At 51.5% G+C, this 13,923-nt stretch carries 15 protein-coding genes; 14 read left to right on the forward strand and 1 reads right to left on the reverse strand.

Features of this window, described 5'->3' with window-relative positions; genetic code table 11:
• Nucleotide 1 precedes the first annotated feature (1 nt).
• The 14 genes from IDZ20_RS15560 to IDZ20_RS15625 all read left to right on the forward strand — a co-directional run bounded on the left by IDZ20_RS15560 (nt 2) and on the right by IDZ20_RS15625 (nt 13,113).
• Nucleotides 2-1,006: an alpha-L-glutamate ligase-like protein gene (locus IDZ20_RS15560; protein ID WP_281250583.1), complete on the forward strand. Its 1,005-nt coding sequence runs from the start codon at nt 2-4 to the stop codon at nt 1,004-1,006.
• Nucleotides 1,007-1,072: 66 nt separating this feature from the next.
• Entirely contained in the window at nt 1,073-2,371 is a 1,299-nt protein-coding gene (locus IDZ20_RS15565) for a glutamate-5-semialdehyde dehydrogenase (protein ID WP_188152376.1), read from the forward strand.
• Nucleotides 2,349-3,128: a nicotinate-nucleotide adenylyltransferase gene (nadD, locus tag IDZ20_RS15570; RefSeq protein ID WP_188152377.1), complete on the forward strand. Its 780-nt coding sequence runs from the start codon at nt 2,349-2,351 to the stop codon at nt 3,126-3,128. The genes IDZ20_RS15565 and nadD overlap by 23 nt, the downstream gene beginning before the upstream one ends.
• 34 nt (nt 3,129-3,162) lie before the next feature.
• On the forward strand, nt 3,163-3,507 hold the full coding sequence (rsfS, locus tag IDZ20_RS15575) for a ribosome silencing factor (RefSeq protein ID WP_188152378.1): 345 nt from the start codon (nt 3,163-3,165) through the stop codon (nt 3,505-3,507).
• 79 nt (nt 3,508-3,586) lie between these two features.
• Entirely contained in the window at nt 3,587-4,063 is a 477-nt protein-coding gene (gene rlmH / locus IDZ20_RS15580) for a 23S rRNA (pseudouridine(1915)-N(3))-methyltransferase RlmH (RefSeq protein ID WP_188152379.1), read from the forward strand.
• A gap of 46 nt (nt 4,064-4,109) precedes the next feature.
• A complete protein-coding gene (gene mrdA / locus IDZ20_RS15585) occupies nt 4,110-5,975 on the forward strand; it encodes a penicillin-binding protein 2 (RefSeq protein WP_188152380.1) in 1,866 nt (621 codons plus the stop codon).
• Nucleotides 5,972-7,126 carry a rod shape-determining protein RodA gene (rodA, locus tag IDZ20_RS15590; RefSeq protein WP_188152381.1) on the forward strand — a complete coding sequence of 385 codons (1,155 nt, stop codon included), beginning with the start codon at nt 5,972-5,974 and terminating at the stop codon, nt 7,124-7,126. Before mrdA ends, rodA begins: the two co-directional genes overlap by 4 nt.
• A gap of 42 nt (nt 7,127-7,168) precedes the next feature.
• Nucleotides 7,169-8,275, forward strand: a complete 1,107-nt coding sequence (gene mltB / locus IDZ20_RS15595) for a lytic murein transglycosylase B (protein ID WP_188152382.1) — start codon at nt 7,169-7,171, stop codon at nt 8,273-8,275.
• A 24-nt stretch (nt 8,276-8,299) separates the two neighbouring features.
• Entirely contained in the window at nt 8,300-9,232 is a 933-nt protein-coding gene (locus tag IDZ20_RS15600; protein WP_245792366.1) for a septal ring lytic transglycosylase RlpA family protein, read from the forward strand.
• Between the two features lie 109 nt (nt 9,233-9,341).
• Complete coding sequence (locus tag IDZ20_RS15605) at nt 9,342-10,550, forward strand: D-alanyl-D-alanine carboxypeptidase family protein (RefSeq protein ID WP_188152383.1); 1,209 nt, start codon at nt 9,342-9,344, stop codon at nt 10,548-10,550.
• Nucleotides 10,551-10,600: 50 nt separating this feature from the next.
• Nucleotides 10,601-10,876, forward strand: coding sequence for a YbeD family protein (locus IDZ20_RS15610; RefSeq protein ID WP_188152384.1), 276 nt, complete (start codon nt 10,601-10,603; stop codon nt 10,874-10,876).
• Between the two features lie 72 nt (nt 10,877-10,948).
• Nucleotides 10,949-11,599: a lipoyl(octanoyl) transferase LipB gene (lipB, locus tag IDZ20_RS15615; protein ID WP_188152488.1), complete on the forward strand. Its 651-nt coding sequence runs from the start codon at nt 10,949-10,951 to the stop codon at nt 11,597-11,599.
• A 16-nt stretch (nt 11,600-11,615) separates the two neighbouring features.
• Nucleotides 11,616-12,593: a lipoyl synthase gene (gene lipA, locus IDZ20_RS15620; RefSeq protein WP_188152385.1), complete on the forward strand. Its 978-nt coding sequence runs from the start codon at nt 11,616-11,618 to the stop codon at nt 12,591-12,593.
• Between the two features lie 7 nt (nt 12,594-12,600).
• Nucleotides 12,601-13,113, forward strand: coding sequence for a GNAT family N-acetyltransferase (locus tag IDZ20_RS15625; protein WP_188152386.1), 513 nt, complete (start codon nt 12,601-12,603; stop codon nt 13,111-13,113).
• Nucleotides 13,114-13,224: 111 nt separating this feature from the next.
• Here IDZ20_RS15625 and IDZ20_RS15630 read toward each other — a convergent pair whose 3' ends face one another.
• On the reverse strand, nt 13,225-13,902 hold the full coding sequence (locus tag IDZ20_RS15630) for a class I SAM-dependent methyltransferase (RefSeq protein ID WP_245792367.1): 678 nt from the start codon (nt 13,900-13,902) through the stop codon (nt 13,225-13,227).
• Between the last annotated feature and the right edge of the window lie 21 nt (nt 13,903-13,923).

Below are 13,923 nucleotides of genomic sequence, written 5' to 3' on the forward strand. Positions count from 1 at the left end.
CGTGTTTAATTTTTGGCGAACACGAATAAAACCGCTTTATAGCATGGGTATTCTGGGAATGAACCGGCGTAATATTTCCTATATTAGCGCCTACAACCCACGCTATTTAATGCCTTTGGTCGACGATAAATTAAAAACCAAACAGTTGGCGCTGGAGCATGATGTACCGGTACCAGAAATGATCGGTGTGGTGGATAGCCAGCCGGCCATTAAAAATGTGGAGTTATTGCTACGCGGTCAGAAGAGTTTTTGTATAAAGCCGGCCAAGGGTTCCGGTGGCAAGGGAATTCTGGTCATTATCAGGGTCGAAGAAGGCCGCTACTATCGCAGTAATGGCCAGCCAATTGAGTTGCCCGATATTCAGCGCCATCTCTCCAATATTCTCGCGGGCTTGTTTTCCTTGGGCGGCGCGATGGATGTCGCGATTGTGGAAGGTTTGATCGTTGTCGATCCGTTTCTTGCCGAGTACTCCTACGAGGGGGTGCCCGATATACGTTTAATTGTGTTTCGCGGCGTGCCGGTGATGTCGATGATGCGGCTTTCCTGTGCTGTCTCTCAAGGTAAGGCAAATCTTCATCAGGGGGCCGTGGGTGTCGGCATCGATGTGGGGTCTGGGCGCGCGGTAAATGCGGTGCAGCGCGATCATAGGGTCAGTCATCACCCCGATACCGGTTGTGATTTGATGCGTTTAGCCGTACCTCGTTGGCAGGAATTGCTAGAGCTGGGCTGCGCCTGTTCCGATATGACAGGCCTCGGCTATCTCGGCGTCGACCTAGTGTTGGATGCCAATCAGGGCCCTGTGCTGCTGGAGCTTAACGCGCGCCCAGGCCTGTCGATTCAAATCGCTAATCATGCCGGTTTGCTGCCGCGCCTGCGCGAAATCGAAAAACTGAAAAACCCCGCTCGGATGTCGGTGCGACAACGCATCGATTTTGCTCGTCGCCACTTCTCTGCCGAACCCCTTGCTCCTGTTGCGCCGTCGGAAATAATTCCCGTTTCTACCTGACCCTGACGGGGTGGGGCGTTATAATGCCCGCAGTTTCCTTTGAATGACCCGAATTAGCAGACGAATATGCAACAGACCACAGACAATCAAGACCACGCCGCCGTCGAACTCTCTGTACATGACTACATGGTAGGGCTCGGCCGCAATGCGCGCGCGGCGTCACGTATTATGATGGCGGCGACAACCCAGCAAAAAAACGATGCGCTACTCGCTATTGGCGATGTGCTTAATGAGCAGCGTGAGGCGATTGCGATCGCCAACGCCATAGACGTTGCTAAGGGGGAGGCCAACGGGCTTGATCCGGCATTATTGGATCGTTTGGCGCTTACGCCGGAGCGTATCGACAGCATGATCGAAGGCCTGCTGCAGGTTGCGGCTTTGCGTGACCCCTGCGGTGAAATTACCGATCTGAGCTATCGACCCTCGGGCATTCAGATTGGCAAAATGCGCGTGCCCCTTGGTGTGGTAGGCATTATTTATGAGTCGCGACCCAACGTTACTATCGACGCGGCGAGCCTTTGTTTGAAATCGGGCAACGCGACGATTTTACGCGGCGGCAGCGAAGCGATTAACTCCAATCGTGCAATTGCTAAATGCATCAGCGCTGGACTTGCTAAGGCCGGATTACCCGCCACATCTGTACAGGTTGTCGAGACAACTGATCGCGCCGCTGTCGGCGAATTAATCACCATGCCGGCCTATGTCGACGTAATTGTGCCACGCGGCGGTCGCAGCTTGATTGAGCGTATCGCCAACGAGTCGAGGGTTAGCGTGATTAAACACCTAGACGGTATTTGCCACGTTTATATCGATGACAATGCTGATACCGATAAGGCCTTCGATATTGCGCTTAACAGTAAAACCCATCGCTATGGTGTTTGTAACGCAATGGAAACCTTGCTGGTAGCGGAAGCGGTTGCCGCTCAAGTGCTGCCGCCTCTGGCTGCGGCCTATGCCGAAAAAGGCGTAGAGTTGCGCGGCTGCAGTGCCACCCAAGCGCTGCTACCCGGTATAAACGCCGCCACCGAAAGTGATTGGGATACGGAGTATCTGGCACCTGTATTGTCGATAAAAATCGTTGCGGGTATGGACGAAGCTATCGATCACATCGCAGCGCACAGTTCGGGTCATACCGAATGTATTGTTACCGAAAACTACAGTAAAGCGCGCCAGTTTTTGGCTCGCGTCGATTCGAGTTCGGTAATGGTGAATGCGTCTACGCGCTTTGCCGATGGCTTTCAGTATGGCTTGGGTGCCGAAATCGGCATTTCCACAGATAAGATCCATGCGCGCGGCCCGGTCGGTTTAGAAGGGCTAACCTCGCAAAAGTGGATTGTATTGGGTGACGGACATATCCTCGCCTAAATCCGCGCCTGCTAAGGGCCAAGCCTCAGTCTCGGAGATGGCGCGGCGTCATTCGTCTGACACAAAAACACTGGTATTGTTTGGCGGCAGCTTCGACCCAGTGCACAATGGTCACCTAAGTGCTGCGCTGGATGCTCGCGCGCAGTTAAAGGCGGCTTCCGTAAGCTTGTTGCCCTGCCATTTGCCGCCGCACAAAGCGACGCTACAGGCCACTGGCGAACAGCGCTTGCAGATGCTGCGTTTGGCTATCGCAGGTACCCCTGAGCTAGTTGTAGACCCTTGGGAACTGGAGCAGGACAGTCCGTCCTACACTTTCGCGACCTTAACTCATTATCGACAGGTGTACGGTCCTGAGGCGTGTCTGATTTTTTTAATGGGTTGGGATTCATTGCAAACCATTATGAGCTGGTATCGCTGGCAGGAGCTTGAGCGCTTGGCGAACTTCGCGGTTTGGCCTCGTCCGGGCTACAGCTGTTTAAGCGGTGAAGTACAGGCATGGGTCGATCAGCGTCAAGTTGCCGCTGGCGAGTTGCAGCAGTATTGCGCGGGCAAACTTGCCTTTTTGCAGACGGCGCCAGTGGCTATTTCGTCGAGCGCGATACGTGATGGGATAGCTGTGGGTAGCGCGATAGAAAATGCCGAACTCGACGCTAATACTAGCCGTGGAGACGAAAATAATGCGCGGCTGAAGACTCTCATCCCCGCAGCGGTTTGGGACTATATTAAGCTCAACCAACTGTATTTAAACACTTTATAGTTAAACTGCCCAATAGGGCAAAATAGGTAAAACAATGACAGAAAAAACGCTTGCTGACGTCGTAAATGGTGCTTTAGAAGACCTAAAAGGACACGATATTCATGTGCTCGACGTCACCACCCTAAGTAACGTGATGGACCAGCTGGTGATCGCTACCGGTACCTCGAATCGCCATGTTAAGTCGTTGGCCAATAATGTTGTGGTCGATGCAAAAGAATCGGGGTTTCAGCCCATCGGGGTTGAAGGTATGGAAACCGGAGAATGGGTATTGGTAGATTTCGGTGATACGGTTGTTCACGTAATGTTGAAAGAGACTCGTGATTTCTACGAGTTGGAAAAGCTTTGGTCTACCGCCCCTGCTAGTCGCAGTGCAACTTGATCGTAGCGTTCTGTATTCGCTTCTATAGCCGGCCTAGTGTCGGTTAGTTCCCGCCTCGTTAGCCCGCGTCTGTTAATTCATGAAAATAGATCTTATTGCCGTTGGAACCAAGATGCCGTCCTGGGTGCAGGAGGGGTATCAAGAGTACGCCAAACGCCTACCTCGGGATTTAAGCCTAAACTTAGTGGAACTTCCGCTGGCAAATCGTTCTAAAAATACGAATGTAGATCAGGTAAAAGCTGCCGAAGGCGAGCAGATTTTATCTGTAATTGGCAGTCCGTCCGGCAATCACCGCGTTATTGCGCTCGACGTATTGGGTAAAAAGCTGAGTACCGAGTTGCTTGCCGAGAAAATGGCGAGCTGGCGCATGGACGGTGTGAACGTTAGTTTGTTGATCGGTGGGCCCGACGGTTTATCACCTAAATGCCTGAATCGCGCCGATGAAAAATGGTCGTTGTCTGGGCTTACGCTGCCGCACCCTTTGGTGCGTATTGTGTTGGCGGAGCAGCTCTACCGAGCTTGGACTATATTGCAGAATCATCCTTATCATAAATAAGAAACAACTGAATCAATCGTCAAGAAAGTGAGTCTAACCACGCAGCATGAACTGGGCCGGCAAGGATTTCCACGAGTTTAAAGACCATCACCAGGAAGCGCGAGTTTTTGGTTATAGAGTGGCGCTCGCATTTTTGTTGGTTTTAGTGATGTTCGGCTTGCTGGTAGCGCGTTACTACAAGTTGCAGGTTGTTGATCATCAAGATTACGTGACTCGCTCTGATAACAATCGGATTCAGTTGCGGCCCATCCCCCCCAACCGCGGCTTGATCTACGACAACCACGGTGAGCTGTTAGCGGACAACCGTCCTAGCTTTACTTTGTCGGTAGTAAAAGAGCGGGCGGGCGACCTCGAGAAAACTATTGCCCAGTTAAGTGAGTTGGTGAGTATTGATGAGCGCGACGTCGAAAATTTCTACAAGCGTTTACATCAACGCCGTCGTCCCTTCGAAGCCGTGCCGCTGCGCTACCGTTTGAGCGAAGAGGAAATCTCGCGCTTTTCGGTGAATGAATTTCAATTTGAAGGTGTGGAGATTGAAGCGCAGTTGATGCGTTATTACCCGCAGGCAGCATTATTCGCTCATACATTAGGCTATGTGGGTCGCATCAATGAGCATGAACTCAGCTCTTTTGACGAGGATACCTACCGCCGTTACAGCGGCACGCACAGTATTGGCAAGATCGGTTTAGAGAAGTTTTACGAGTCTATTTTGTTAGGCGAAGTGGGCAGTGAAAATATTGAAACCAATGCGCACGGTCGCGTATTGCGCACACTTAATACACGCGACCCTGAACCCGGTGCCGATCTACATCTATTTCTTGATGTGCGATTACAGCAAGTCGCTGTGAAGGAGCTTGACGGTCGTCGCGGAGCGGTGGTCGCTATTGATGTAAATACCGGTGGCGTGCTGGCGATGGTGAGCGCGCCAAGTTACGACCCGAATTTATTTGTGAGTGGAATTTCCTACGCGGATTACCGTGCGCTGAATGAGTCGCGCGATTTACCCTTGTTCAATCGTGCTATCCAGGGCCAGTATCCGCCGGGCTCGACTATTAAACCGGTGTTAGGACTGGCGGGCCTTGCGAATGGCGTGGTGAATTTTCAAACGCGAATTTCTGACCCAGGCTACTACCAGCTCGAAACCGATGAGCGTTTCTACCGAGATTGGAAAAAGGGCGGTCACGGCACCCGTGTGAATTTGCGGCAAGCTCTTATGGAATCCTGCGATGTGTATTTTTACGATATGGCCTTCCGCATGGGGGTAGATCGAATGCACGCATTTGGAATTCAGTTTGGTCTTGGCAGTAAGACGGCTATCGATATTCCAAGTGAGCGCAGTGGCATCTGGCCGTCGCGGGAATGGAAGCGCAAGACTCGCGGCATGCACTGGTTTCCCGGCGACAGTATCAATGTCAGTATTGGTCAGGGTGATGTTCTCACCACGCCGCTACAGTTGGCGGTAATGACCGCAACTATCGCTTCGCGCGGTCGTCACCTCGCCCCGCGGCTAGTGCGAAGTATTGGTGATACCGAGACAGAATTGCAGGTGGTGGACGAGGTTCAAGTTAACGACATCTATTGGGATTATGTTATCAGCGCGATGGAAGGCACTGTTCACGACCCGCGTGGAACAGCCTATCGAGTTGGCCGTGGTGCAAAGTATCGCAGCGCGGGCAAGACCGGCACCGCTCAAGTGGTGGGCATCGCGCAAGATGCTGAGTACGATTCGGACACTATGGACGAGCGCCATTGGGATCACGCCCTTTATATTGGCTTTGCACCGGTTGAAAATCCGCAAATTGCGCTCGCGGTTATCGTTGAAAATGGTGAACATGGTGGCAGCGCCGCAGGGCCTATTGCACGCAAAATGTTTGATGAATATTTAGCTCCGCCAAGTGAGGCTGTGCAATGAAAATTACCAGCCAAGACTTTGTCCGTAGATTACCAGACTCGAACGTGCAATTTGCGCGTGGCCCTGCTTGGTCGCATCGTTTGCGCGTAGATCCAATCTTGCTGCTGCTTCTTTTGGTGATCACCTGTTTTGGACTTGCCGTGCTTTATAGCGCTAGCGGGCAGAATGAGTTGATGCTGCGCCGCCAAGGGATATTTTTCATTATCGCTTACAGCGCTATGTTTATTACCGCACAGCTCGATTTGCAAATGTTGCGGCGCTGGTCGGTTTGGCTCTATTTAGTTGGCATTATCCTGCTCATTGCTGTGTTGCTTATTGGCGTTGGCGCGAAGGGCGCGAAGCGTTGGGTCAGCCTAGGTTTTATTCGTTTTCAACCCTCAGAAATTCTGAAAATAGCGGTACCGGTAATGATGGCCGCTTATTTTTCCGCGCGTCGTTTGCCGCCCTCGCTGGCGGATGTGCTGATGAGTTTGGTGATAGTGTTGACCCCTGGTGTGCTCATTTTTTTACAGCCAGACTTAGGCACGGCGATTCTAATCTCAACCTCCGGTTTGATCGTTCTGTTTATGGCGGGCTTACAGTGGCGTTACATTTTTGGCAGCTTGGCAATGGTTGGGGCGAGTATTTGGCCAATGTGGCATTTCATCATGAAGGACTACCAAAAGCAGCGGGTGTTGACGCTTTTGGACCCTGAGGCCGATAAGCTGGGTGCCGGTTGGAATATTATTCAATCGAAGACAGCGATTGGTTCTGGGGGCTTACCCGGGAAAGGGCTGTTTAACGGAACCCAATCACAATTAGATTTTCTGCCCGAGAGCCATACAGATTTCATTATTGCAGTGATGGCCGAAGAGTTGGGCTTGTACGGTGTGCTTATGTTGTTGGCGCTTTATCTATTAGTTGTCGCGCGAGGTCTTATTATTGCTTTTGCGGCACGCAATATGTTCAATCGATTGTTAGCGGCGAGTATTACGCTCACGTTTTTTGTTTATGTTTTTGTTAACGTAGGAATGGTTGCTGGAATGTTACCCGTGGTTGGAGTACCGCTTCCCTTAGTCAGTTTAGGGGGAACTTCAATTGTAACCTTGTTGACGGGGTTCGGGCTGCTAATGGCGATTGCTACAGATCCGAAAAATACCTCGGTTTCTTAGTGCGCCGTAAGTGTCGAACGTTTTCGCTACGAATGATAAATAATGACTGTTTTCCACTCGTATAAAACGAGTCTCAACGTCTTAAGTGAGGTTAGTGTGTTGTACAAAGTTGTAGAGTTCAAACGCAATAAAATAAGTGGAAGCTATTGGAAAGTCGCTATCGCGGCAGCGGCTTTGCTGGCGTCTGCCAGTGTTCGCGCTGACTATGCGAGTCATCCGGCGGCACCGGCTTTTATCGATAAGCTGGTAGCGGAACATAAGTTTAACGCCGATGAGGTGCGAGCGGCTCTTGCTGGTGCCGAGAAGAAACAATCAATTCTCGATGCCATTGCGCGTCCAGCGGAAAAGACCAAACCCTGGTTTGAGTATCGCAAAATATTTTTGGGTGCCGATCGCGTTGCTCAGGGGGTAGAGTTTTGGAATACCCACCAAGCCACCCTCGCTCGGGCCAGCAAAGAAATGGGTGTAGAAGAAGAGGTGGTCGTCGCCATTATCGGTGTGGAAACCCGTTATGGCCGTTACATGGGCAGCTATCGTGTACTCGATGCGCTGGCGACGCTGGGTTTTGACTACTCCCCGCGGGCCAAATTCTTTAGCTCAGAGCTCGAGAACTTTTTCCTGTTGGCGCGCGAGCAAAAACAAAATATCGGTGATTTAAAAGGCTCCTATGCTGGGGCAATGGGCTACGGTCAGTTTATTCCGAGCAGCTATCGCGCTTACGCGGTGGATTTTGACGGTAACGGCGTGTCGGATATTTGGAATGACCCCGTCGATGCCATCGGTAGCGTTGCAAACTATTTCAAACGCCATGGTTGGAAAAAAGGCGAGCCGGTTTTTAGCCGTGCGCTTATAGCGAAAGACTACGATCAATCCGTTTTAAACGCACGAGTTAGGCCGCACCTTACGTTGCAAGAAGCCGCTGCGATGGGGTTTACGCCTGCGGAAGGCCGTTTCAATCGTGACGAAAAGGTTGTGCCTCTGGAATATGAGGGCGAGCTTGGCAAGGAGTTCTGGTTAGGCTTTTCGAACTTCTATACTATTACTCGCTACAATCGCAGCCAGATGTATGCGCTAGCGGTGTGGCAGCTCAGCCAAGAAATTCGTTACGCATACGAGCAGCAAGCAGCGGCGGCCACAACTTCCGATTAACCCTAGGCGGGTGTTTAGTTTACGGTGAAAAAGTTCGTTACCTTGATGTATAGCTCTTTGTTTTCTGAGCGTTCGCCGCTGTTCTTTGCGGTAATTCGCGCGGCACGCTTCAGTTTGGGTGTGCTGGGTGTATGCTTGCTGGTTAGTGCCTGCGCCTCGCAAAAGCGCGTTTACAAAATGAAACACGACGCCTACCCCACGAAAGCGGTAAGCGTCGACCATATTCCCGATGCGGTACCGCGAGTCGAGCCACGAACGATTGCCGGTAATAAAAACCCCTATAAAGTCGCGGGTAAAACTTATCGAATTTTGAATAACCCCGAGGGGTATAAGAAAAAGGGCGTCGCGTCTTGGTATGGCCGAAAATTCCACGGCGAGCGCACCTCCAATGGCGAAATTTACGATATGTACGCCATGACGGCTGCCCACACCACACTGCCAATCCCAAGCTATGTCCGGGTAACAAATCTCGATAATGATCGGTCAGTGATTGTGCGAATTAATGATCGCGGGCCGTTTCACGACAATCGCCTAATCGACTTGTCCTATTCGGCGGCAAAAAAGCTCGGTTACGTTAATCACGGCACGGCGCGGGTTATGGTCGAATATATCGATCCGCATGATTATCGGGCGACGGCTACAGAGTCATCTCGCCAGACGTCTGTATCTGACGAGCCGCTCGCACCTAGTCCCGCCCATGCGGGAGGATATAGTTTACCGGCCAATACCTTTCTACAGGTTGGCGCGTTTGGTCAGCGTACCAGTGCAGAGGCACTACAGCGTCGTCTTTCGGCTCTCACCTCGTTTCCGGTGAATGTGCTCAGCCCCAAACAAGTTGGTAAGGGAAAGTGGTATCGCGTCCATATTGGGCCAATTTCCGACAACTTGGATGTGTTGTTACTGCGCGAAACCTTAGCCGCAGAGAACTTGCCCGAGCCTCATGTTGTCTACCTCTAAATCCTAGCGTCTATTCTGGCTGGCAACTCGGGTTTTAGCCTGAAAACTGCTACAATGGCCGCCTTTTGACGCGCTGGTCTTTTCTCAAAATCACAGGTTTCTGTTCTCAATGAATGTGTCTTTGTTTCAACTTTCGTTTGCTCTTCGTAAATTCTCGCGCTGTTTGGTTGCTGTTGTGGCGCTGCCATTGTTAATAGTGACGAGCATGTCGTCCTTGGCTGCGCCGGTGATTATCCCCGCTCCACCGCAGCTGGCGGCTAGCGCTTATCTGTTGATTGATGCCGACACCGGTAAGGTTTTGATCGAGCATAACGCCGATCAATCGCTACCGCCCGCTAGCCTTACTAAAATGATGACCAGCTATATAGTGTCTGAAGAGATTGATGCTGGGCGCTTAACTGAAAGCGAGTTGGTGCGGGTTAGCGACGACGCGTGGAAGCGCGGTGGTTCGGCCAGTGGTAGTTCGACCATGTTTTTGGAGGCGCGATCGGAGGTGCCGGCAATCGATATGCTGCGCGGTGTGATCGTACAGTCTGGCAACGATGCGTCTATTGCCCTGGCACAACATATTGCTGGGGGGGAAAAAGCCTTTGCCGATATTATGAATCAGCAGGCGCAGTTACTTGGCATGACCAGCACGCATTTTGTCAATGCCACCGGCTGGCCGGCGGAAGGTCACGTTACTACGGCGCGAGATTTGGCGCGTTTAGCCCGAGCAGTGATCAATGACCACCCCGAGCATTACAATATTTATTCTGAAAAATATTTTAAACACAACGGTATTAGTCAGCCAAATCGCAACAAACTTTTGTTCACCGACAGCTCTGTTGACGGGCTTAAAACAGGTCATACTGAAGCGGCTGGCTATTGTTTGGTGGCGTCTGCTAAAAAGCAGGGTATGCGATTGATTTCCGTAGTAATGGGCGCCCGTTCAGAATCATCCCGTGCGGCTGAGTCGCAAAAACTATTGTCCTACGGGTTTCGCTACTATCAAACCGTAAAACTATACAGTGCAGGAGACGAGTTAAGTCGTGTGCGTGTGTGGGGCGGTGAACCGAAGGATGTTGGCTTAACCTTGGCAGAAGACATCTGGGTTACGATTCCGCGCGGTTCTGAAGGTGATGTAGCTGCAGTGACCGAAATTGACCTAGTTATCGAGGCTCCTGTTGTGAAGGGTAAGGTACTCGGACAATTGCGTGTTAGTCAGGCTGATGAAACACTTGCCAGTGCAGACTTAATTGCGGCTGCGGACGTAGCACAAGCTGGTGTGGTGACCCGCTTTATGGATTGGATACAACAAAAGTTCGCAGCTGAATAAGCTGCTTTACGGTCTTTTAGTCTAATCTGTGTTTTCTAGAGGTATTCTGCGTGAACAATGATAACCCGCCGCCTAAAATCGAATTCCCTTGTCCCGATTACCCGATAAAGGTGTTGGGGGAGGCCACTGAGCGTTATCGCGAGATTGTGCTCAGTGTGATGGAGATTCACGCCCCGGATTTCGATATCGAAAAAATCACCATACGCGATAGCCGCAATGGAACATTTCAGTCGGTTACCGTGTTTATTACCGCTACTGGTGTTGACCAGTTGCAGGCCATCTTTGACGATTTGAAAAAGCTACCTGAAACGCGGATGGTTCTTTAACTCGTGCCGCAAGCGGATATCGAGTTGGGCAGCGTCTCGTCAGACGACACTCTAAGCATTCCTCCAGCGCCCATGAACTTACGCGTGCGCGTCTTGGGGCGGCGCAGTTACCAAACTGTTTGGCAGGAAATGCGAGACTTTACCGATCAGCGCACGGCGGCTAGCGAAGATGAGTTGTGGCTGGTCGAGCATGAGCCTGTCTATACTCAGGGGCAGGCGGGGAAACCCGAACATCTGTTAAACCCAACGAATATTCCTGTTGTTAAGTCTGACCGCGGTGGTCAAATTACCTACCACGGCCCAGGCCAGCTGGTCGCCTATCCCTTGCTGAGCTTAAAGCGACTTAAGCTCGGAGTGCGAGACTTGGTGACTTTAATCGAGGAGTCTGTGGTCATGCTATTAGCGGATTATGGCATAGCGGCAGCGGCCCGTGCGGACGCGCCCGGTGTTTATGTTCAGGATAAGAAGATTGCCTCTTTGGGGTTGCGGGTACGTAAAAGTTGTAGCTACCACGGTGTGGCGATCAATGTGGATATGGATTTAACCCCGTTTTTGGGGATTAACCCCTGTGGTTATGAAGATTTGGTGATGACGCAAATAGCCGACTATGTGGCGGAGCCGCCATTGCTAAGTGCGGTGCAACAGGCCTATGCGAAAGTGTTGGCCGATAAACTCGGTTTGCAGCTGCAAATGTGCGGCGCAAAGGTATCGACAGAGCGTTAACTGTGAGCGAAAAAAAATGACAGAAGAAGTAACCCCCGTAAAACGCACTCGCCGCATTAAGCAGGGCGAGAAATTGCGAGATGCCGATAAGGTTGAGCGTATTCCGGTAAAGGTGATCGCCACCGACGCGCTGTTGCGCAAGCCGGATTGGATCCGAATTAAAGTTACCGCTTCGCCGGAAGTCGATCGCATTAAAAAGTTATTGCGAAAGAATAAGCTATCGACCGTATGTGAAGAGGCCAACTGCCCAAACCTGAGCGAGTGTTTTAGCGGCGGCACCGCGACTTTTATGATCATGGGTGATATTTGTACGCGACGCTGTCCGTTCTGCGATGTTGGTCATGGTAAGCCCAACCCACTGGATGAACACGAAGCCAAGAACCTAGCTGGTGCTATCGCGGATATGGGTCTTAAATATGTTGTTATCACCTCGGTAGATCGTGACGACCTGCGTGACGGCGGTGCCCAACACTTTGCCGATTGTATTCGCGAATCACGTGCGCTCTCGCCAAATTTACAGGTAGAAGTCCTGACCCCAGACTTTCGCGGCCGTATGGATATTGCGCTCGATATTCTTGAGAAGGAAGCGCCCGATGTCTTCAACCATAACCTAGAAACCGTACCGCGTTTGTATCGCGAGGCGCGCCCCGGGGCAAACTACAAGTGGTCGCTAGAATTACTCAAGCAATACAAACAGCGCCGCCCCGACGTTCTGACGAAATCCGGTTTGATGGTGGGCTTGGGTGAAACCAAAGAAGAAATCTTTGCCGTGCTTAAAGATATGCGAGAGCACAATATTGATATGCTCACCATTGGCCAATATCTACAGCCATCGCGCGATCACTTACCGGTAAAACGCTATGTGGAGCCGAGTGAGTTTGACGAATACACCGAAGTCGCAAAACAGCTGGGCTTTGTGCATGCCGCCTGTGGGCCGTTGGTAAGATCGTCTTACCATGCCGATAAGCAGGCGCACGGCGAAGTGGTTAAATAACACCTCTATGAGCGCTATTGAAATACACGATTTGCGGGACTTCCCGCAGTGGCTGTCGGCAGTTGCCGAATGGCATCATCATGAATGGCTGCAAGGTTGCGGGGGGCGAGCGATTGACAGCGCCGGCGCGCTAGCCAAGCGGATCAAATTGCTACAAGAGCACACCGACGATCAACTCATTCCGCGAACCTTTCTCGCCATTGCTAAGACCGATGACGGCGAGAAGCTGCCGGTAGGTTCGGTGAGTATTGTTTACTATCATTTCACCAGTCAGAGCACTCCCGGCGAGTGGCTGACGAATCTTTATGTCGATGAACACTATCGCTGCGCGGGGGTTGGGCAGCAGTTGCTAATCCATGCAGAACAGTTTGCGGCTACGGCTGGGATCGGTTTGTTGCGCTTATACACGCGCGATCAGGATAGCTTTTATAGTAAGCGCAATTGGCGGTTCTCCCATCAGGGGAGAGTGCAGGGTTCGGTAGTTTCGGTATTTGATAAGCGCTTGGGCGGCGTTGGCTAGGCTGGTTTGGCGTTGGCTAGGCTGGTTTAAAGTACAGTACTAACTTGCCGATTGAATAAGTTGTCGCCCCAGTAGGCTGTTGCTTGTGGGGCTAGGCAGAAACGTTTTAAATCAGGCCGCCGTAGATTGTCGCGAGTAGCTTAGCACTTGCCCTTTAAACGGCTTGGTTAGATAGTCGGTGTGCTCTGGTTTTACTTGGCTATGGTCATAGCCGAGCTTAACCATGGCTTTGCTAAAACGTGCGTGGTGGCCGCGACCGGGGTCAACTAAAACCACCTCGCAGTTGGCGAGTGCATGTTGATCGATAAAGTTTGCCAACAGTTCGCTGTGCGCGCTTTCGTACAAAATATCGCTGCCAATGATTAAATCGAACTGACCCATCTTGGTAATATCGTCTTCCCACGCCGTTCGCGTAAATGGAATCGCTGGCCCGCCATTTAGCGTCACGTTGTGCGCCAAGAAGCCGGCCACTTCAGGGTGATAATCCGTAGCCGAAATATCGGCGCAGCGTTTATTCAAAACCAAGCTCGCCAAACCGATACCACAGCCCACCTCTAAGACACGCTTGCCCGCAATATCGAAATCTAGCATTAAATGCGCGAGTACTGAGCTTGAATCCCAGACAATTCCAAAGAGTGGCCAGGCGGCGTCGGAAATACCCAGGCGATCTGCTTCTCCATCCGCATCTGCAAATTGTTGGTTATCGCGCAGGGTGCGGACATGAATGTCCATGCCGGTAAATTCAATAGTCGAATAGCGGGTACGAATACCGTCGATAGGGGTGAACATAGAAAACCTTTGCTGTCTCTG

The sequence above is a fragment of the Teredinibacter waterburyi genome (assembly GCF_001922985.1).
GTDB classification, from domain to species: domain Bacteria; phylum Pseudomonadota; class Gammaproteobacteria; order Pseudomonadales; family Cellvibrionaceae; genus Teredinibacter; species Teredinibacter waterburyi.

What these genes read in the sequence shown, in the direction of transcription:
- IDZ20_RS15565 (WP_188152376.1), top strand. Translation starts at nt 1,073, where the DNA reads ATGCAACAGACCACAGACAATCAAGACCACGCCGCCGTCGAACTCTCT.
- rsfS (WP_188152378.1), top strand. Translation starts at nt 3,163, where the DNA reads ATGACAGAAAAAACGCTTGCTGACGTCGTAAATGGTGCTTTAGAAGAC.
- rlmH (WP_188152379.1), top strand. Translation starts at nt 3,587, where the DNA reads ATGAAAATAGATCTTATTGCCGTTGGAACCAAGATGCCGTCCTGGGTG.
- mrdA (WP_188152380.1), top strand. Translation starts at nt 4,110, where the DNA reads ATGAACTGGGCCGGCAAGGATTTCCACGAGTTTAAAGACCATCACCAG.
- rodA (WP_188152381.1), top strand. Translation starts at nt 5,972, where the DNA reads ATGAAAATTACCAGCCAAGACTTTGTCCGTAGATTACCAGACTCGAAC.
- mltB (WP_188152382.1), top strand. Translation starts at nt 7,169, where the DNA reads ATGACTGTTTTCCACTCGTATAAAACGAGTCTCAACGTCTTAAGTGAG.
- IDZ20_RS15605 (WP_188152383.1), top strand. Translation starts at nt 9,342, where the DNA reads ATGAATGTGTCTTTGTTTCAACTTTCGTTTGCTCTTCGTAAATTCTCG.
- lipB (WP_188152488.1), top strand. Translation starts at nt 10,949, where the DNA reads ATGAACTTACGCGTGCGCGTCTTGGGGCGGCGCAGTTACCAAACTGTT.
- lipA (WP_188152385.1), top strand. Translation starts at nt 11,616, where the DNA reads ATGACAGAAGAAGTAACCCCCGTAAAACGCACTCGCCGCATTAAGCAG.
- IDZ20_RS15625 (WP_188152386.1), top strand. Translation starts at nt 12,601, where the DNA reads ATGAGCGCTATTGAAATACACGATTTGCGGGACTTCCCGCAGTGGCTG.
- IDZ20_RS15630 (WP_245792367.1), bottom strand. Translation starts at nt 13,902, where the DNA reads ATGTTCACCCCTATCGACGGTATTCGTACCCGCTATTCGACTATTGAA.